We start from the raw sequence: 19,966 nt of genomic DNA, 5'->3' as shown, positions 1-19,966 counted from the left end.
TCAAATGGGGCTGACCGGTTTTGACGGCGTGATGCGATTGCGAGTATAAGCATGTATGGAGTTGAGAGTATCTCCATTTAAAAATTCTTTCAAACAACAACTGGCAATACACAGTATGCCATGGCTGCCTAATCTAGGATAGATTACGCAATTAGCCACATCTCTCCGCTGCCAACCTCTGCCGCGGCGGACCTAGGGGTGTCAACCATGCAGAGGCGTCTTTCGGCGGGTTTCTAGCCGGTAGATAGTATCTGAGGAACTACGGTGAGGGTTTGCTACGCTGAACAGCATCCCGATCTCGACAACTAAGATCAGCTAAACATGTAGAAGGCTTGACAGTGGCCATGTTCGGACCAGGGTTCGAATCCCTGCAGCTCCACAAACGAAAGTCGTAACGATCTAAATGCTAGATTTGTTACGACTTTTTAATTTTATAGGTTCGTATCTCATGTGTTAGTTATAGTTTTCAGAATTCACCAGAAGAGACTTCAAAACTGAATATTGACGAAAAACATATCCCTAATTTAGAGCCATCTCAGTTTGATGAATGGCTTTTTGGTAATTGGAAACCTAAGGTGGGCTCTTTGTATGAGCTTTTCCATGTGGAGAGAATAGAGAATTATACCAAATTTTTAGAGCTCCCGGTTCTACCACATAGACGTTCCGTTTATTTTCTCTTGTTCATTACTCAGGGCCACGTGGTAAGAACAAAAGGATTAGAGAAATATAGAGTACATCAAGGTGAAGTTTTTTGCCTTCCGGCGAACCATATTACCGCAGTAGAGCATGTTTCTGCCGATTTGAAAGGTTTTTATTGCCATTTTCAATCTGAAATATTCAATCATGACCAATTAAAAGTTGCCATAGAAAAAGACTTTCCTTTTTTCACTTACACATCTGACCCATTAATAAAGGTGGATCAGTCCACTCTTTTAAAGAATCATTTTGAAGAACTTTATCACGAAAGTCAAAAAAATGAGCCTTCACGAACTGTAATAGTTGCCTTAAGGCTTCTCTTAATCTTAAACGAATTAAAAAGACAAACCAGCTCTTCTATCTCTTTCAAACAAAAAGCGGCATTACGCCTATCTCAGCGATACAAAGAAGAACTTGGCAAAAATATGTACAAATTTAAAACTGTAGCTGAGTTTGCCGATCTTCTTAATGTTTCGCCTAATCATTTGCACAAATGTGTTAAAGAAACTACCGGGCTGACTGCACTCCAGCTACTGCAAAATATGCGGGTATTAGAGGCCAAAGTTCTACTCAAACAATCCACTCTTTCAATTAGTGAAATTGGTTATCAATTGGGCGGTTATGAAGCGAGTGATTTTTCGCGGTTCTTTAAAAACCAAACCGGAATGTCCCCAAAAACTTACCGGAAGGAGCAAAATTGATTGATAAAGCATATTTCTTTATCGCTTTTGCTTAACTAATTGAGATATATCAAGTCAAATTTGTACTAGATTTATTTAATACTGGCAAATGATATCTCCTAGCCCGTCTTTAGATTTAGAAATTAGAAAGGATATTTTGCTCATTAGTCTGAACAGACCTGAGAAAAGAAATGCTTTTAATGACGATCTTTTACTCTCCATAGAAAAGGTTTTTGACGCTACTCCTAAGAATATTAAATGTATCATCATCAAGGGAGAGGGTAAGCACTTTTCTGCTGGTTTAGATCTTTCTGAATTAAGTCAAAGAGACGTGGTACAAGGTTTAGAGCATTCTAGAATGTGGCACAGAATCTTGGAGAAAATACAGTTTGCATCAGCTCCTGTGGTGGCCTGTTTACATGGTGCAGTGGTAGGTGGCGGTTTAGAAGTCGCAGCAGCATGTCATATCAGAATCGCTGAGAAATCAACCTTTTATGCTTTGCCAGAAGGGCAAAGAGGGATTTTTGTTGGTGGTGGTGCCTCAGTGCGATTGCCAAAATTAATCGGTACCGCCAGAATGACCGACATGATGCTAACAGGCCGGATTTATTCGGCTGAAGAAGGAGAAAGAATTGGGCTGAGCCAATACCTTGTAGAAGACGGGAGCGGAATGGAGAAAGGTTTAGAAATCGCTGAAAAAATTTGTGGGAATGCTCAATTGACCAATTATGCCCTAACTCATGTACTACCGAGAATAGAAGATGCTTCCCATCAAACGGGCTTATTAATGGAAAGCATGATGGCTGCGATAGCACAGGATTCATCTGAAGCCAAACAACGATTGCAAGATTTCCTGGAAGGTAGAGCCAAAAAACTTGGGGAATAGCTATGTCAGACTATAAAAAGGTAAATTTTGGCCCTACTCAAACCATCCTTAATAAAGCTGAGGACGGTACAATTTACTATGCAAACAAGCAGAAACTAGGAACCTACCCTAAACGACTGACTGATAAACTAATACATTGGGCTACTTCAAAGCCGAATTCTACGTTCATAGCTAGAAAAAAAGATGGGATTTGGCATAAATTGAGTTATGCAGAAACATTGCACAAGGTCAAATGCATAGCACAATATCTCATTGACATGAAATTCTCCAAAGAGGAAACCATCGTCATATTATCAGAAAACAGTTTAGAACATGCCCTATTCTCTTTAGCAGCGGTTCATATTGGGGTTACATATTCTCCAATTTCACCTCCCTACTCACTGGTTTCCAATGACTTTGAGAAGTTAAAGCATTGTCTTCTTTCAATGACACCGAAAGTGGTCTTTGTTCAAGACGAAACAAAGTATGCAAAAGCTCTGGAATTCATAAGAAAGCTAATGCCAGAAGTAACCATTATTAGTGTTTCGGGTGAGTCAGGGGTTGATTTCAATAAACTTTTAGAAACCGAACCTAATCAGGAGGTTGATTTTAGAGCTAATCAGGTTGATGAAGATACTATTGCCAAAGTATTGTTTACTTCGGGCTCAACAGGCCTTCCTAAGGGTGTAATGAATCACCATGGAATGTGGTGTTCTAATCTACAGCAAATCACCCAGGTGTTTCCTTTTATGGAAGACACCCCTCCTGTTTTTGTGGACTGGCTGCCGTGGAATCATACTTTTGGTGGAAATCACAATTTTGGTTTAGCATTATATAATGGAGGAACGCTTTACATTGATGATGGTAAACCATCACAAATTGGCATAAAGGAAACCATCCAAAACCTAAAAGAAATTTCACCTACCGCGTATTTTAATGTGCCGATAGGGTTTGAGTTATTGGTTGAATTTTTAGCCGATGATGAAGAAATAAGGAAGACTTTTTTCAAAAAACTGGAAATTATCTTTTATGCAGGTGCCAGTCTTGCTCAGCCGGTTTGGAACAAGCTGGAAGAACTAGCAATCAAAACAGTAGGACATAAAGTCCCTATTATTACCGGTTTAGGATGCACAGAGTCTGGTCCATCTGCCATGTTTGCCAATTGGGGAGGAGCTTTTTCAGGATTATTAGGTGTGCCTGTAGCAGGTATGGAGGTAAAGCTGGTTCCTGATCAGGATAAACTAGAAGCTCGTTACAAGGCACCTAACGTAACAAAGGGATACTGGAGAAATGAGGTTGAAACTCTGAAGGTTTTTGATGATCAAGGTTATTATAAAACTGGTGATGCCGTTAAGTTTTATGATGGAGATGCACCAGATAAAGGACTGATTTTCGACGGCAGGATTGCAGAAGATTTCAAACTCTCCACCGGAACATGGGTAAGCGTGGGTGTTCTAAAAGCTAAAGTTTTATCTACCGGCTCTCCACTGATCAAGGATGTAGTTTTTACAGGTTTAGATCAATCATTTATAGGGGCAATACTTTTCTTAAATGAGGAAGCCGAAAGGAAACTTAAGTCGACCGGTCAGGTGGCATCAGATTTTCTTGACGAATGGTTATCAAAGTTTAATCAATCTGCCACAGGTAGTTCAAACCGAATTGGGAAGTATTTGATAGCTAAGACTCCTCCTTCTATCGACCTCGGTGAAATAACAGATAAAGGGTCTTTAAACCAGCGACAAGTTTTAAAACATAGAGCTCATTTAATAGAAGAAATGTACGCATATGAATATTGAGAAAAAGGTATTTATAGTTACGGGCGGGGCCTCAGGTTTAGGTAGAGCTACTTCAGAAATGCTTTTGAAGGAAGGAGCTTCTGTAGCAGTTTTTGATATCAATGAGTCCTCTGGCATAGAACTTCAAGACCAACTTGGGGCTAAGTGTTTATTCTTGAAAGTTGATATTACTTCTGAAATTGATGTAGCAGATGCCATTGAGAAAACTCTTCAGAGGTTTCAAATAATTCATGGACTAATCAATTGTGCAGGTATAGGTCCGGCATCAAGAGTGGTCGGAAAAGAAGGTCCTCATTCTTTAGATTTCTTTAAGAAAGTTCTTGACGTTAACTTAAATGGACCCTTTAATACCATCAGGCTCACCGTAAATGAAATTCAGAAGAATAAGCCTTCTACCTCGGGCGAGAGAGGAGTCGTTATCAATACCGCTTCTGTAGCCGCATACGATGGTCAAATAGGTCAGGCGGCTTATTCAGCTTCGAAAGGAGGTTTGGTGGCCATGACTTTACCTATGGCTCGAGAGTTTGCAAGGATGGGAGTACGCGTAATGTGCATTGCTCCTGGTATTTTTGAAACTCCACTTCTTAAAGGTCTTTCTGAAGATGTTCAGAGTTCATTGGCAAAACAAATTCCATTTCCTTCACGATTAGGGCGAGCCGAAGAATTTGCCTTTTTGGTAAAGCAGATAATTGAAAATCCAATGCTCAATGGTGAAGTGATCAGACTAGATGGTGCAATAAGAATGGGTGCAAAATAAATGTCCTTGTATAATAGAGCACATATTGATTTTATCCTAAATGAGGTTTTACAAGTTCAAAATCTTTATGAGCATCGCTATTATTCAGATCATGATGATTCTACTCAGCCAATGATTTTAGATATGGCTGAGGCCTTGTCCAAAAAGTATCTGACTCCTCACTTCAAGGATACTGACAAGCAGCCAACTAATTTTCATAAAGGATATTGGATGACTCATCCGTCAATAAAAGAGTTCATTCTGGCCTATACCAAGAGTGGCTTAGCGGCCGGAGAGCTTACTTATGATTTCAACGGCTTGCAGGTTCCTAAAACTATTCTTGCTGCTGCAGATTACATCTTACTCACTGCTCATAATTCAATGTTGATGTACACTGACCTTATAAAAGGCTGTGTTCACTTAATTGCTTCTTATGGTACTGATCATCAACGCCTGCTCATTATTCCTAAAATGCTGAAAGGGCTGTGGCTAGGCACTATGTGTCTAACGGAACCAGAGGCAGGAAGTGCATTAGCAGGTATTAGAACAAAGGCTGTCAAAAAGGAAAACGGAGAATACCTGATCTATGGCGATAAAATATTTATCTCGGCAGGTGATCATGATTTATCTGAGAACATCATTCATCTAGTTTTAGCAAGAATTGAAGGGGCACCCGAAGGCTCAAAGGGTATATCCCTTTTCATTGTACCAAAAAATAAGCTTGAAGACAGTTCAGTATCAAATGATGTAAAGACCATAGGGCAATTTCACAAAATGGGTCAAAAATCCACGCCGGCGGTACACTTATCCTTCGGTGAACAAGGGAATTGTCAAGGGTATCTTCTCGGCGAAGAAAATAAAGGGTTGAGCCAAATGTTTCAAATGATGAATACTTCCCGTCTAGCCGTAGGTATGACAGGAACTGCCATATCCTCAGCAGCCTATCATCATTCTCTAACATATGCCAAGGAACGGAAGCAGGGCAAAAGCTTGCTTACTAGTCTTGAAGTCTCAATCTTTAAACATCCTAATATCAGAAGAATGCTTCTTACGCAGAAAGTCATTCATTATGGAGCTCTAGCCTTGAATCTACAATGTTCTTATTATCAGGATCAAATAAAGTCGCATGAAGGAGAGCAAAAAGCTAATTCACTTTTAGAGTTACTTACGCCGGTAGCCAAAACCTATGGTGCAGAAGAAGGTTATAGGTCTGTTCAGCTTGGCCTTCAAATTTTGGGTGGATATGGGTATACCAGTGATTTTCCCCTGGAACAATTGAGTAGAGATGCCCGAATATTGAGCATTTATGAAGGCACCACTGGTATCCAGTCCATGACTTTGTTAGGAAGACAATTATTTCAAAGTGAATTAGACACTTTATACCTTTTTGAATCGGAGGTAAAAATTACTTTAGAGAAAGCTCATAAAATTGATGTTTTGTTAGATTTTGCCAGAAAGTATGGCAATACTCTTGATGAGCTCCTACAAATTACCCAAAAACTTTTTAGTCATTTCAAAGAAGGGAGAACGGAGGATTCTCTTTCAAATTCCACACCTTACATGGAGTATTTTGGCCTAATGGCTATTGGCTGGCAATGGTTAAAAATGGGTATTGCTTCTAATCAGACTAATCATTCCAATTCTACCGAGATGAACCATCTTTTAAAGTTCTTTTTTACCTACGAGTTTGTTAAAACTAAAAGTTTGGCAGATGTCTTAAGAGCTAAAGAAAATTTAATTTCGGAAAATATAGATAGCGAAATCTTCTAGATATTAACCTATGACCACGATTTCAAGCAGCACTAAAGAAATGACACCATTCCAGTGGGCCATGGTGCTAATTTGCTTTATGCTCAACTTTAATGATGGAATAGACGTGCTACTTGTCTCCTTTTCAAGTACCGAAATCATATCATTTTTTGATATCACCAAAACACAAATGGGCTACGTTTTTAGTGCCGGATTGCTTGGTATGACCTTGGGAGCTTTTTTCATTGCTCCGCTGGCAGATAAATTTGGCCGAAGAAAAATCTTTCTTTTCGCCGTTGCATTTATTGCTTTAGGGATGTTAGGAGTGGGCTTTACATCCAACTTCATTTTAGTCATAGTTTTCAGGATTCTGACAGGCCTAGGCATTGGAGGAATTCTACCCACCATGGCAGCCACAGCCTCAGAATTTTCCAGTTCTAAATTTAAAGATTTTAGTGTTGGCTTTGTGCAGGCCGGTTGGCCCGTGGGAGCAATATTGACTGGTATATTAAGTGCCAAATATCTACCAATATATGGATGGCAGGCCGCTTTTATAGTCTCAGGGATAATCGCCAGCCTTATGTGGCTGATCATTTTATTCTTTATGGAAGACTCGCCGGAGTTTATGATTCATCACCCCAACCTGTATTCCTTAGAAAAGGTAAATAAGGTTTTGACAAAGATGAAACTGCCCAAGGTTTCTGAATTGCCACTAGCAAAGCCTTCAGTGTCTGTTTCTGGCTTTAAAACTCTTCTAAGTGAGCATTATAAATCTGATAGTATAAGAATGTGGGCGGCGGCATTTTTTGGTTTTATTACTCTTTATACTTTGATGAGTTGGGTGCCCACTATTGCCAGTGATGCAGGCTTACCTTTTGAATTAGCGACCTTCGTAGGAATAGCCCTGAATATAGGAGCCGCCATAGGTTCTTCATCCGTTGGAGCCTTAGGAAGTAAGTTTGGTCTAAAGAAGACCATTTTTAGCTTCCTTTTATTGGCATTTGTTGTGATGCAAGTCTACGCCTATTCAAATCTGGGATTTTGGGGAATATTTATACTTGTCCTACTCATAGGAATCTTTGTTCAAGGCGGCTTTAATGGCATTTGGCCTGTCTTGTCAAGGATATACCCAGCCGAAATCAGAACTACTGGTGTGGGCTATACAGTGGCTTTGGGTAGGTTTGGAGCTATTACAGGCCCTCTCATTTTTGGTTTTATGTCTGATCAAAATGTGAAAATAAGCTTCTTGTTTGCTCTGTTTTCTTTTCCTCTTTTAGCCATGGGATTTTTGATCAAATCACTTCAATCTAAAAACCTATGAAAGCAGCATTAATTCATGCCCCGGAGCAAATGAGCATTGAAAATGTTCTTATTCAAGACCCTTTAGAGAATGAGGTAACAGTTAACGTGTCTTATGTTAGCCTATGCGGTTCAGATATATCTGTTTACAGAGGTCATCGAAAAATTAATTATCCTCAAATTGCTGGTCATGAGGCTGTAGGAATTATTACGGCCGTTGGCTCAGAAGCTAACTCACATCTCATTGGTTCAAGAGTCGTAATTGAACCAAATATTCCTTGCTACAAATGTAAAATGTGCAAAAAGGGAAAGCACGTTTATTGTGATGAGAAAACGGTAATCGGTTTAAATACTTTAGGATGTTTCGCGGAGTTTGTCAATATTTATCAGCGTTTTGTTCATATTTTACCTAGTGAAATCAGTAATGAAAATGCTGCTCTTATTGAACCTACAGCTGTAGCACTGCATGCTATAAAAAAGAGTGGAGCCTCCAGCCAAACTCCAGTTGCCATCTTAGGTTTAGGAGGTATAGGAATGCTTCTATGTCATTTATGTGTAGAAATGGGCATACCCGTTTACGTGACAGACATCAATAAAAATAAATTAGGTCTGGCTCAAGAATTAGGTGCTGAGTCTCTGGAAACTAATTTAACATCTCAGCAAGAGCAATTAACAACCAATTGGGCTGAAAATGATATTGAGATAATTTTTGAGTGTGTTGGTACTGCTCAGTCTCCTACTTTAGCTATTGCTGCGGCACCTAAAGGATCTAAAGTTGTGCTTTTGGGACTCTCTAATAAACCCTCAGAATTTAATGCACTTCATATAGTTAGAAACGGAATAGAGATCATTCCTTCATTAATTTATGATCACCCTACTGACTTTAAGGATGTCATTCAAATGCTTGTCAATAAGCAGATTGACCCATCAAAAGTTATTACGAAGTCAATTGATTTTAATGAGCTTCCGAATTTTATCAATAGTAATGAATTGAAAGATCAGGCTAAAATACTGATTAAACTACCCTAGATATGATTGATATAGCTAAAGTAAGAGCCATAGATGTTCACACACATGCAGAGGTAAGCTGCACTCAGCCTCATGATGACTACAGACCAGAGTTAGATGAGGCTTTTGCCAAGTATTTTAAATCAGACAAAAGGCCTACCATGCAAGAAACGGCCGATTTCTACCGAGATCAAAATCTGGCATTGGTGATGTTTACCATCGACTCTGAACACGAAGTAGGTAAACGTAGAATACCAAATATAGAAGTCGCTGAGTGTGCCCTCAAAAATGATGATGTAATGATAGCTTTTGCGTCTTTAGACCCTCATAAAGGACGAATGGGAGCTCGTGAAGCCAGAGATTTGATTGAGAACTATGGAGTAAAAGGCTTTAAGTTTCATCCTACCGTTCAGGGCTTTTATCCCAATGACAGAATGGCCTATCATCTGTATGAGGTGATTGCAGAATACAAGCTCCCAATGCTTTTTCATAGTGGTCATTCGGGCTTTGGCAGTGGAGTAAAAGGGGGCGGTGGCTTACGCTTAGAATACTCTAATCCTATGCATTTAGATGATGTCGCCATTGATTTTCCAGATAGCCCAATAGTAATAGCACACCCGAGCTGGCCATGGCAAGATGAAGCTCTATCTGTAGCTATGCATAAGCCAAATGTATTTATTGACCTAAGTGGATGGTCTCCTAAATATTTCCCGAAACAACTGGTGCAATATGCCAACACCTTACTGAAAGACAGAATGCTTTTTGGGACCGATTTTCCATTAATTACGCCTGAAAGGTGGATGAGAGATTTTGAAGAAGCTGGCTTCAAAGAGGAAGTTAAACCTCTTATTATGAAACAAAACGCCATAAGAATGCTTAACCTAAAATGACCTTTAACCTATAATTGAAAATGAAAAAAATATTTACCCTACTCCTTATTAGCACTTTAAGCTTTGGCCAGAATATAGCCAAGACAGATACAGGAAGCATAGATGGAGCTGCTTATAAAATACTTTTCCCAGAAAACTGGAAAGGAAAACTGGTGATGTATGCTCATGGATATGAGTTTATGGGCACGCAGCCGCGTCAAAGTAAAAATGCTCAGTGGCCTCAGCAAATGACGCCATTTCTGGAGCGTGGCTTTGCCGTAGCGGCCTCAGATTATCAATACCAGGGCCTGGCACTGGCCAGAGGGGTTGATGATACTGAAATATTGCGTCAGTATTTTATTCAGACCTATGGGAACCCTGACAGCACCATTATAGCCGGTCACTCTATGGGCGGCGGTATTACCTTGGCTACACTAGAAAACTTCGGTCAGTTTTATGTTGGCGGTTTGCCTATGTGTCCACTGGCTGGCAGAATTTATCTTCAGACCAGAAAAGAATTTGACCTGATTGCCACCTTCAATGTACTTTTCCCGGGTTATATGCCTTCTCTGAAAGAAATCCTACGCTTTGATCCTAATGCCGCTCCTGCAGACATGAGAGCCGCTTTTGGCAAAGCCATGAGTATTCAGAAAGCTCTTTTTGAGAAGGATTCATTGGCTTTAGTGGCTTTTGCAAAACGATTTGACCTCAAACCTTCTGATGTCCCTTTTGCCCTCGCCTTTGGTGAAAATGTATTGAGAGATGTGGTTCAAAAATCTGGCGGAAACCCATACGATAATACCAATACCATCTATGGAAGATTTGAAGACAATCTTTCAATGAATCAACAGATAGAACGTATAGCGGCTACAGCCAGTCAGGCAGCTGTTTTCTCAAAATATGACAGAACAGGCGAAATTGATAAGCCAGCACTGGTGCTTCATACCATTTATGACCAGCTTATTCCGGCAGATTTTGCCATAGTTCCATATGAGAACTTAATTCAGGCCAACGGCAATCAGGAGTACTATTCTGTTCAGTATACAGATGGGCAAGGACATTGTAATTTCACTCCTGAACAAACAGGAAAAGCTTTTGACGATTTAAGAAGATGGATCAAAACGGGGCAAAAAGCTGCTGCCGGATTCGTTAAATAAACCAACCAATTACCTATTGAAACATGAAAAATTTTAGAGCAGATCACGTAGGAAGTTTACTAAGAACTGATACCGTAAAAACCAACCGACATGCCTGGAAACTGGGCGAGCTATCAGCCGAAAAGCTGAGAGAGATAGAAAACGAGGAGATTGCCAAGACAGTCAAAAGACTGGAAGATACAGGAATGCAGGCCATAACAGATGGTGAATTCAGAAGAGATTATTTCCACCTTGATTTTCTCAAGGAGCTGGCTGGCGTAACGGTGACGGGTGGTATAGAGGCTAATCCAAATGCCAAAGCCGCAGAAGATGGTTTTACACCGCCGGTGCTGAGTGTAACTGGTAAACTGAAGCATGTGAAAGATATTCAGGTGGCTGATTTTAACTACCTGAAGTCTGTGGTAAGTCACACGCCTAAAGTGAGTATCCCCTCTCCTACTATGATTCATTTTAGAGGTGGCAGAAAATCCATTGACATTAATTCTTATCCAGACATGGATCAGTTTTTTGAGGATCTGGCATCTGCATACAGAGAAGAAATAGATCACCTTTATGCGGCCGGTTTACGCTACTTACAATTAGATGATACTAACCTGGCTTACCTCTGCGACCCTAAAATGAGAGCAGCTGCTGAGCAAAGAGGAGAGGACCCGAATGAACTTCCAAGAACCTATGCGGCCTTAATCAATTCGGTTATTGGAGACAGGCCTTCAGACCTGACTGTCGGTATACATTTGTGTAGAGGAAACTACAGAAGCACCTGGTTTGCAGAAGGCGGCTATGAGCCCGTAGCTGAAATTCTGTTTAATGAAATAAAAGTAGACAGATACCTATTGGAGTATGATGATGAGCGTTCAGGCGATTTTGCTCCGCTTCGTTTTTTACCGAAGGACAAAAAAGTGGTGCTTGGCATTGTTTCTTCAAAGAAAAGAGAACTTGAAACAATGGATGAGCTTCGCAAAAGAATTGATGAGGCTGCTCAATATGCACCATTAGAAAACCTTTGTTTAAGCCCTCAATGTGGTTTTTCATCTACCCATCACGGAAACGATCTTTCACATGATGATCAATGGAAGAAAATGGAGTTGATAGTTCAAACAGCAGAGAAAGTCTGGGGAGAGGTCTAAATATGTGAGTTAAAGATGGACATGTCAATCTTAATGTAGAAATTGACAGTAGAATTCAACCTTTTCAACCCTAACAGAAATAATAAATGAGTACTATAACTCAATCTCTCATTGATGAGAGAGATAAGCTTACGTCTATTCAGATAGGTACTATCCTCGTGTGTTTTTTTATGAATATGCTTGATGGAATGGACGTTCTGGTCATTTCTTACACTGCCCCGGCCATTTCAAAATCCTGGGGAATTGGGCCGGAAACTTTGGGAATTGTCTTCAGCTCAGGATTATTGGGAATGACACTCGGGACGCTTTTTGTAGCCCCCTACGCAGATAGAATTGGAAGAAAAAACATGATTCTCCTGAGTGCCATCATAATGAGCATAGGCATCTATCTAACTGCCTGGGCAGGAGATGTTACCCAATTAGTCATTTACAGGTTCATTAGTGGAATCGGAATTGGCTGTATGCTTGCCAGTACTGCGGCCCTAACCGCAGAATTCACTCCGCTAAAAAGCAGAAATTTCTGGGTGAGTTTTGTAGTGGCGGGGTATCCGGTAGGAGCAGTTTTGTCTGGTTTGGCGGCGGCTAAAGTTATCCCTAGTGAAGGCTGGGAAAAAATGTATATCTATGCCGGTATAGCATCGGTTATAGCCATTCCGCTTATTCTATTTTTCCTTTCTGAATCGATCGATTTCTATCTTAAGATGCAGCCTGGCGGTGCTTTGCAAAAGATCAATAAAATTATTGATAGGCTCGGTGGAGACCATCTAACCTCTTTGCCAGTCAAAGAAGAAAGTCAATTAGCGATACCGATTGGTAAACTATTGAGTGGTAAGTACAAAAAGCCTACTCTTCAACTATGGCTTGCATTATTTATGGCTTTTGCTGCTTTGTATTTTATGACTAGTTGGATTCCTAAACTGGCAACAGATGCTGGTCTTTCACTAGAGTTGGCCATATATGCTGGAACTGTTTTCAATCTTGGGGCATTTTTCGGAATTGTCACTCAAGGCTACTTTTCGAGTAAATACGGCCTAAAAAAGACCATCGGGATCATTCTGATCCTCACGGCAATTCTAATGTGCTGTTTCGGCTTTTTTGTGGGTTCAGATTGGATCTTAGTTGTTTTTGGAATGCTAGGCTTTGGTATACAAGGTGGTTTCGTGGGCCTTTATGCCTTCGCTGCCAGAATGTATCCTTCTGAATTTAAAACAACTGGTATTGGGTGGTCAATGGGTGCGGGTAGAATGGGGGCCATTTTTGGTCCGGGCCTTGCCGGCGTCTTATTAGGTATGGGCGTGACCATCGGAACCAGCTTCTTAATTTACGGCATACCTGCTTTAATCGCTGGTATTATGACCATGAGAAACACATCTGAAGATGTAGACTAGTATAGTTTTCAAAATTCTTAACCTTATTCAGCTTTGAAAAAAATTATAATAACTCTTTTAACCTTGATTAGCCTCCATGTGTATTCACAAGAGGTTATTCAGTTATTTGATGGCCCGGCACCAGGCTCAGAAGATTGGACCTGGAAGGAAGCCACAAATACTAACAATCTCTTTAATTCTGAAGTAGTTTATAATGTGAGTAGTCCTACGTTAACGGCTTATTTACCTCCAAAAGCTGCTGCCAATGGAACCGCGGTAATTATTGCACCTGGAGGAGCATTTCATACCTTAAGTATTCACAATGAAGGTACTCACGTGGCCGAGTGGTTAAATAGCCAGGGTGTTGCCGCATTTGTACTTAAATATCGAGTGGCAAGGAGCTTTACTGATGACCCTGTGAGAGAACTCATTGGCAAAATGGGCGATTTTGAAGCACTTGATAAGGAAAACGAACCTATTATTCCTTTAGCCACCGCAGATGGAATAGCTGCCATGAAGCATGTCAGATCGGAAGCAAAAAAGTATAATATCAACCCCGATAAGATCGGTTTTATGGGCTTTTCTGCCGGAGGTACTTTAACGATGTCTGTAGCCTACTCTGCAGAGCAAGCTGATAAACCTAACTTTCTGGCTCCCATTTATGCTTATGAACCTGCGGTAATTGGTAATGAAATGCCCGTGAAGAAAACTCCTATTTTCATTGCAGTGGCTGGAGATGACGGTTTAAAAATGATGCCCTACAGCATAAACATCTATAAAAAGTGGTATGAGCAAGGTCATCCAGCTGAATTACATATTTATGAAAGAGGGGATCATGGTTTTGGAATGAGAACTCAAAATCTTCCTGTTGACAGTTGGTATGATAGGTTCGGAGATTGGTTAAAAGATCATAAGTTTATTACTCCACCGCCTGCACCTGCTAGCCCTTTTGAGCGTATCCCTTCTCCAAACGATACCCTTGTCTCTGTTCGTTATGAAGATGATAAAACCTTAAGTTTCTCCATTTATGCACCTGAGGCTGAAAAAGTTACAGTTAATGGCGACTTCCCAGGCGGTTATCCTGCACTATCAATGAAAAAAGGCTTTAGCGGTGTCTGGACGGTAAATAATGGTCAAAAGACAACTCCTAATATTTATACCTATGATTTCACGGTAGACGGTATAAGAACTTTAGATCCTAAGAATAATCAAACCAAAGAAAGCAACTCACTCTATTCTAGTCTTGTGGAGATTAAAGGAGAAGAGAATAGCTTTCAGGAGGTTAAAGATGTTCCTCACGGGAAAGTTGAAAAAGTATGGTATACCTCTAACTCTTTAGGGGGTATCACAAGGAGATTACATGTCTATTTACCACCAAATTTTGAACAGGTTTCTCAATCAAAAAAGCTTCCTGTACTATATCTACTACATGGCGGTGGTGATAATGATGCCTCTTGGAGTACAGCGGGTAGAGCAAACACTATTCTAGATAATCTTTATGCCGAGAATAAGTTAGAACCAATGATTGTCGTTATGCCGGCTGGTCATGCTCCGGTACCGGGACAGTCAATGGGTGTTGGAGTGAATTCAGATCCTTTTTGCAGAGATTTTATCAATGAGATCATTCCTTTTATAGAAGCAAATTACCCGGTAAAGAAAGAAAGAAATTCCAGAGCCATTGCAGGTCTTTCAATGGGTGGGATCCAAACAGTTAATCTGGCACTTTGGAGGCCAGAGCTTTTTGGATACGTCTATCCGATGAGTACCGGATATTTCCCTAATAATATCGAAGAAATAAAATCAACGCATACTGATGTTTTGAAAAACCCTGAAATCAATAAATTCAATCAATTCTTGATAGGGATTGGTACAGAAGATTTTGCTTACCCTAATAATCAAAATATGATGAAACTTTTTAAAGAGAATGGAGTCCAGTTTGATTACTACGAAACCTCGGGGAATCATAACTTTCTTTTTTGGAGAAAGCATCTGGCCTACATCGCACCTTTGATGTTCAAATAGAAGGTGTTCTTTTAAATAAATTAAGCCTACGGCACCCCCATCCATTTATGGGTCTGTAGGCTTATTTTCCATTTGGGGTTTTCTTTCACGTAGTCAACGATCAGAGGAAGCATGGCGTCTTGTTTATCCCATTCAGGTTGTAATAGCAGTTGGCAGTTGTCATTTACAAGATCGGCATACTTTTCAGCGAACTTGAAGTCAGATTTATTGAAAATAATGACTTTCAATTCATCAGCAACAGGAAAAATACTTGGGTGAGGCTCCTTGAACTTCTTCGGAGAGAAACAAACCCAGTCCCATTCACCACTCATTTCGTATGCCCCGGAAGTTTCAATGTTTGTTTGGTAGCCTTTTTCCTTGAGTCCATTAGTTAAAGGTCCCATGTCATACATAAGTGGCTCCCCACCAGTAATGACCACCATTTTGCCAGGATTTTGCTCTGCACCATTTATGATTTCATCAAGAGATTGAAAAGGATGAATGCTGGCATCCCAACTTTCTTTGACATCACACCATACACAGCCCACATCACAGCCCCCGAGCCTGATAAAATAGGCAGCTTTGCCAGAATGGGCACCCTCACCCTGAATGGTGTAAAAGGCCTCCATGATAGGCAAATCGGTACTAACGGCGAGTTCTGAATTCATAACGGTCACAAAGTTAACACAACGGAAACAGAAAGCTGTTGGTTCTGGTTATAGTTATGGTAAATTTGCCGAGCATACAAAAACTGTTGAATGAAATCGTACTGTAATTCACTTACCTCCTACTCCAGACGAAAAACCAACCAAGTCAAAATCGGCGACCTTATGCTTGGGTCAGATTATCCCATAAGAGTTCAGTCGATGACCACCGTAGACACTATGGATACTGAAGGCTCCATCGAACAGAGCATCAGGATGATTGAGAGTGGCTGTGAGTTGGTAAGAATTACAGCACCATCGGTAAAAGAAGCTCAAAATCTGGAGAACATAAAGAAAGGTTTAAGAGCTCGAGGTTATGACACCCCTTTGGTGGCAGACATTCATTTTACTCCAAATGCAGCAGAATTGGCTGCCAGAATTGTAGAAAAAGTAAGAGTTAACCCAGGAAATTATGCCGATAAAAAGCGTTTTCAGCATATAGACTATACTGATTCTTCATATCAGGAAGAGCTGGAAAGAATCAGAACTCGTTTCACTCCTTTGGTACAAATTTGTAAAGAGTATGGTACAGCCATGCGTATCGGTACCAACCATGGTTCTCTTTCAGATCGCATCCTAAGTAGATATGGCGATACTCCTTTAGGTATGGTAGAAAGTGCTCTGGAGTTTTTGAGAATTTGCGAAGATGAGCAGTATTTCAATATTGTGATCTCAATGAAATCATCCAATCCTCAGGTGATGGTGCAGGCTTACAGATTGCTTGTACAACGCCTCGAAGAGGAAAAACTCAAGCCTTATCCACTTCATTTGGGAGTAACAGAAGCTGGTGAAGGTGAAGATGGTCGTATAAAGTCGTCCATGGGAATTGGTACCTTATTGGAGGATGGTTTGGGTGATACGGTTAGGGTTTCATTGACCGAAGAACCGGAATATGAAGCTCCTGTGGCCAAATCACTGATCAGCAGATATGATCGCCGTGCCGAAATGCAGGATGAGATCACCCCAATTAATGATTATCCAATTGATCCTTTCAGTTATAAAAGAAGATTTACCCATGAGGTTGCCAATTTTGGTGGACAGAATGTACCTCGTGTTATTGCTGATTTCTCCACAGTAGGCGTTAAAGAAATGGATGACCTTAAGAGCATAGGTCACTTTTACCTGCCAGCCACTGATAAATGGGCTATGAATGATCTGGGCGTCGATTATATCTTCACCGGCAGTAAACCAGTACCTTTTATGTTGCCTAATGGTTTGAAAGAGATCATTTATCTCCAAACATGGCTAAGCCAGGAGGATAAGCAAAATAAAATTCCGTTGTTTAAACTCAACGAGTACTTTGAAGCTAAAGAGAAGCATAAAGATCTAAATATACTTAGTGTACAGTGGCCTTTCTTAACTGCAGAGCAATTAGAGGTTATCGCAAACGACAAAACTGTAGTACTTCAGGTATCTTCTTCAAATGATCATTCGGCGGCAGAAATGCGAAGGCTTTTTGTTGAGTTACTCAATAAAGAAATAACAGTTCCAGTTATCCTATCTGAGGATTATACCAATTTTACTACCAGTGATTTCCAATTGTATGCAGCCACAGACTGTGGGGCTTTACTCGTAGATGGTTTGGGTGATGGCATACAGTTGTCATTCAATGAAAACAGTACGGACAAGGTTCAAAAAATAGTAAACAGCACCTCTTTTGGTATTCTACAGGCCGCCAGAACTCGTATTACCAAAACGGAGTACATTAGCTGCCCATCTTGCGGAAGAACACTTTTTGATCTTCAGGAAACCACTGCCATGATCAGAAAAAGAACTGATCACTTAAAAGGAATTAAAATTGGGATCATGGGCTGTATCGTGAATGGACCAGGAGAAATGGCAGACGCAGACTATGGTTACGTGGGCATAGGGAAAGACAAAATTTCGCTTTACCGAGGGCAAAATGTTGTCAAAAGGTCTGTTCATTCTGATAACGCGGTGGATGAACTAATAGAATTGATTAAAGAAGACGGCAACTGGATGGAGCCGGCAACAGCAGAAGCATAAAAACTCACTGATATGAATAAAATACTTGATTACCTTCGATTAACCCCAGTTTTCAGCTATTTTGTCCGTGTATTCAAAAAAGATAAGGATGGTAAATATCCTACAAGTACTAATTTGAGAATGATGCATGGGATCAATAAGATCTCTATCATCATGTTTAGCATTTGTGTACTCATACTTATTTATCGCTTCTTTATCAGAGGATATTAATGGATATAGAGTCGGTTCGTGAATATTGCTTAGCAAAAAAAGGAGTCACAGAAGAGCTTCCTTTTGGCCCTGACACTTTAGTATTCAAAGTAATGGGGAAGATGTTTGCTCTTGTTCCTCTAGACGAAACGGACCTACGCGTAAGCCTCAAAAACACTCCGGATAAAAATCTAGAACTTCGAGCAGAACACCCCGGCATTCAAGGTGCTTTTCATATGAATAAAAAGCATTGGAGTATGTTTCTCATGCGGGAGGGTATCCCATCTTCCATTTTGAGAACATCTATAGACGAATCATATGCATTGGTGGTGCAGGGGTTTACAAAAAAACTTAAAGCCGAGCTGGAGGCTTTATAATTTTAAATAATGAACACTTACTTACGTTTTCTTTCTCTTCTATTCTTGTCTATCAATGTCTTTGCTCAAACAGACAGCTTAAAAACAAACTCTACAGCCTCCGAAGTGGTGGTCAAAAAAGAACCTGTTTTGGTTGATTTTCCTTCTTACCAAATGGAAGTACCAGAAGGCTGGAAAATTAAGCCTGGATGTAAGGAAACACAATGTACCATTAACTCTAAACCAGATACGCTTCTAGACTTTGACATTTATATTGAGTCAATCAATTTGACGGTCAATAAGCTTAATAATACATCCTACACGGCTTATAAATACGCCAATTATTCTATTGGCTATTTGCCCAAAGTAGTTCAAAAGTTTACGTTGGTAGAGCGGAAAAACCTTGGTAACAATTCCTACAGAATCACTTACAAAGGCGTTAAGAACGGGCTGAAACAAACCTGGAGACAATATTATTACGTCAGAAGAGGGAAAGTGTATATCGTTACTTTCTCAGCTGAAACTCGCAAATATGAGTTCTTCCAGCCGGAAATAGAGCCTTACCTTAATAGCTTTAAATTCAAATAAGGTGGACCTGCTTTTTGTTTACGGAACGCTGATGAAGAAATGCTCTGCGAACGAGTGGTCAGATTTCCTTCAAAAAAATGCTAATTATCTGGGAGAAGCCAAAACCAAGGGTGACCTGTATAAGATTGACTACTACCCGGGTTTAATTCTTTCAGAAAACTGGGTTTATGGCGAACTGTTTGAATTAAATGATCCATCCTACGCTTTTCACTATTTAGATCAGTATGAAGATTTTAATCCGGCTAAGCCAGAGAAATCCTTATATCTGCGAGAAAAGATGGAAGTTTTGATCAATGACGCCGTTGAATTGGCTTGGGTATATATATTTAATCGACCTTATAAGCACTTTGAAAAGTACCCACAAGGCCGATTTATCGAAAACCCCTAAGGTTTATTGTTGCTGCTGCTGAGATTGCCTTTTGGCTTCCTCTTCCAAATGCTTGGCAATTTTTTGACCCGCTTCATTTAGAGTATTGATAATCACAGGATCTTGCGTAGAATCAGAGACCATTTGAGCAATATTGCCGATAAGGTCTACCACAAAATGATTCATTTCATCTACAGGCATGTCTTTAGTCCAAAGATTGATACCCAAAAGACCTTTATGGTATTGGTCCCAAACACCTACTGAAATGGCCTTAGTTTCATTGATTCCCTCATTCGGGTTTTCAGTGGCATCCCAAAAGATTTTATCAGGAATTCTATCTTTATCTAGTTCTACCGTGAAGTTTATTTCTGATTTATTCATAATGCTAAATTTTCCGCAAAAGTA

19 protein-coding genes and 1 other RNA gene are annotated in these 19,966 nt (G+C 40.2%); 18 read left to right on the top strand and 2 right to left on the bottom strand.

Going from position 1 to position 19,966, the window contains the following annotated elements:
* Nucleotides 1–6: 6 nt before the first annotated feature.
* The 13 genes from ssrA (at nt 7) to ACUXV0_RS02760 (ending at nt 15,371) form a co-directional block, all read left to right on the top strand.
* Nucleotides 7–382: a transfer-messenger RNA gene (ssrA, locus tag ACUXV0_RS02820) on the top strand.
* Between the two features lie 316 nt (nt 383–698).
* Nucleotides 699–1,397 carry a helix-turn-helix domain-containing protein gene (locus ACUXV0_RS02815; protein ID WP_446191547.1) on the top strand — a complete coding sequence of 233 codons (699 nt, stop codon included), beginning with the start codon at nt 699–701 and terminating at the stop codon, nt 1,395–1,397.
* A gap of 88 nt (nt 1,398–1,485) precedes the next feature.
* The gene (locus tag ACUXV0_RS02810; protein ID WP_446191546.1) at nt 1,486–2,262 is read left to right on the top strand and encodes a crotonase/enoyl-CoA hydratase family protein; all 777 of its coding nucleotides are present in this window, start codon (nt 1,486–1,488) and stop codon (nt 2,260–2,262) included.
* Between the two features lie 2 nt (nt 2,263–2,264).
* Nucleotides 2,265–4,037, top strand: coding sequence for a feruloyl-CoA synthase (locus ACUXV0_RS02805; RefSeq protein WP_446191545.1), 1,773 nt, complete (start codon nt 2,265–2,267; stop codon nt 4,035–4,037).
* Nucleotides 4,027–4,794 carry a 3-hydroxyacyl-CoA dehydrogenase gene (locus ACUXV0_RS02800; protein WP_446191544.1) on the top strand — a complete coding sequence of 256 codons (768 nt, stop codon included), beginning with the start codon at nt 4,027–4,029 and terminating at the stop codon, nt 4,792–4,794. The genes ACUXV0_RS02805 and ACUXV0_RS02800 overlap by 11 nt, the downstream gene beginning before the upstream one ends.
* Nucleotides 4,795–6,543 (top strand): acyl-CoA dehydrogenase, encoded by a 1,749-nt coding sequence (locus ACUXV0_RS02795; RefSeq protein WP_446191543.1) that lies wholly within the window; start codon nt 4,795–4,797, stop codon nt 6,541–6,543.
* A 10-nt stretch (nt 6,544–6,553) separates the two neighbouring features.
* Complete coding sequence (locus ACUXV0_RS02790) at nt 6,554–7,843, top strand: MFS transporter (RefSeq protein ID WP_446191542.1); 1,290 nt, start codon at nt 6,554–6,556, stop codon at nt 7,841–7,843.
* Entirely contained in the window at nt 7,840–8,850 is a 1,011-nt protein-coding gene (locus tag ACUXV0_RS02785; RefSeq protein WP_446191541.1) for a zinc-dependent alcohol dehydrogenase, read from the top strand. The genes ACUXV0_RS02790 and ACUXV0_RS02785 overlap by 4 nt, the downstream gene beginning before the upstream one ends.
* A gap of 2 nt (nt 8,851–8,852) precedes the next feature.
* Nucleotides 8,853–9,719, top strand: a complete 867-nt coding sequence (locus tag ACUXV0_RS02780; protein WP_446191540.1) for an amidohydrolase family protein — start codon at nt 8,853–8,855, stop codon at nt 9,717–9,719.
* 20 nt (nt 9,720–9,739) lie between these two features.
* Entirely contained in the window at nt 9,740–10,855 is a 1,116-nt protein-coding gene (locus ACUXV0_RS02775) for an alpha/beta hydrolase family protein (protein WP_446191539.1), read from the top strand.
* 23 nt (nt 10,856–10,878) lie between these two features.
* Nucleotides 10,879–11,982: a 5-methyltetrahydropteroyltriglutamate--homocysteine S-methyltransferase gene (locus tag ACUXV0_RS02770; RefSeq protein ID WP_446191538.1), complete on the top strand. Its 1,104-nt coding sequence runs from the start codon at nt 10,879–10,881 to the stop codon at nt 11,980–11,982.
* Between the two features lie 86 nt (nt 11,983–12,068).
* Entirely contained in the window at nt 12,069–13,370 is a 1,302-nt protein-coding gene (locus ACUXV0_RS02765) for an MFS transporter (RefSeq protein WP_446191537.1), read from the top strand.
* A 33-nt stretch (nt 13,371–13,403) separates the two neighbouring features.
* Entirely contained in the window at nt 13,404–15,371 is a 1,968-nt protein-coding gene (locus ACUXV0_RS02760) for an alpha/beta hydrolase-fold protein (protein ID WP_446191536.1), read from the top strand.
* Nucleotides 15,372–15,397: 26 nt separating this feature from the next.
* On the opposite strand, the gene ACUXV0_RS02755 is transcribed toward ACUXV0_RS02760, so the two are convergent.
* A complete protein-coding gene (locus tag ACUXV0_RS02755; protein ID WP_446191535.1) occupies nt 15,398–16,018 on the bottom strand; it encodes a 7-carboxy-7-deazaguanine synthase QueE in 621 nt (206 codons plus the stop codon).
* 90 nt (nt 16,019–16,108) lie between these two features.
* On the opposite strand from ACUXV0_RS02755, the gene ispG reads away from it, so the two are divergent.
* Genes ispG through ACUXV0_RS02730 form a run of 5 tightly spaced genes read left to right on the top strand, consistent with a single transcriptional unit; the run spans nt 16,109 to nt 19,582 of the window.
* On the top strand, nt 16,109–18,061 hold the full coding sequence (gene ispG / locus ACUXV0_RS02750; protein ID WP_446191534.1) for a (E)-4-hydroxy-3-methylbut-2-enyl-diphosphate synthase: 1,953 nt from the start codon (nt 16,109–16,111) through the stop codon (nt 18,059–18,061).
* Nucleotides 18,062–18,073: 12 nt separating this feature from the next.
* Entirely contained in the window at nt 18,074–18,271 is a 198-nt protein-coding gene (locus ACUXV0_RS02745) for a DUF6728 family protein (protein WP_446191533.1), read from the top strand.
* Complete coding sequence (locus ACUXV0_RS02740; RefSeq protein WP_446191532.1) at nt 18,271–18,627, top strand: MmcQ/YjbR family DNA-binding protein; 357 nt, start codon at nt 18,271–18,273, stop codon at nt 18,625–18,627. Before ACUXV0_RS02745 ends, ACUXV0_RS02740 begins: the two co-directional genes overlap by 1 nt.
* Nucleotides 18,628–18,636: 9 nt before the next feature.
* Complete coding sequence (locus ACUXV0_RS02735; protein WP_446191531.1) at nt 18,637–19,194, top strand: hypothetical protein; 558 nt, start codon at nt 18,637–18,639, stop codon at nt 19,192–19,194.
* 1 nt (nt 19,195) lies between these two features.
* Nucleotides 19,196–19,582, top strand: a complete 387-nt coding sequence (locus ACUXV0_RS02730) for a gamma-glutamylcyclotransferase family protein (protein WP_446191530.1) — start codon at nt 19,196–19,198, stop codon at nt 19,580–19,582.
* Nucleotides 19,583–19,585: 3 nt separating this feature from the next.
* Here ACUXV0_RS02730 and gldC read toward each other — a convergent pair whose 3' ends face one another.
* On the bottom strand, nt 19,586–19,942 hold the full coding sequence (gldC, locus tag ACUXV0_RS02725; RefSeq protein WP_446191529.1) for a gliding motility protein GldC: 357 nt from the start codon (nt 19,940–19,942) through the stop codon (nt 19,586–19,588).
* Nucleotides 19,943–19,966 lie beyond the last annotated feature (24 nt).

This window comes from Jiulongibacter sp. NS-SX5, from assembly GCF_052828545.1.
Note: the sequence above shows the minus strand (reverse complement) of the source record. Positions and strands in the feature narration are given on the sequence as shown.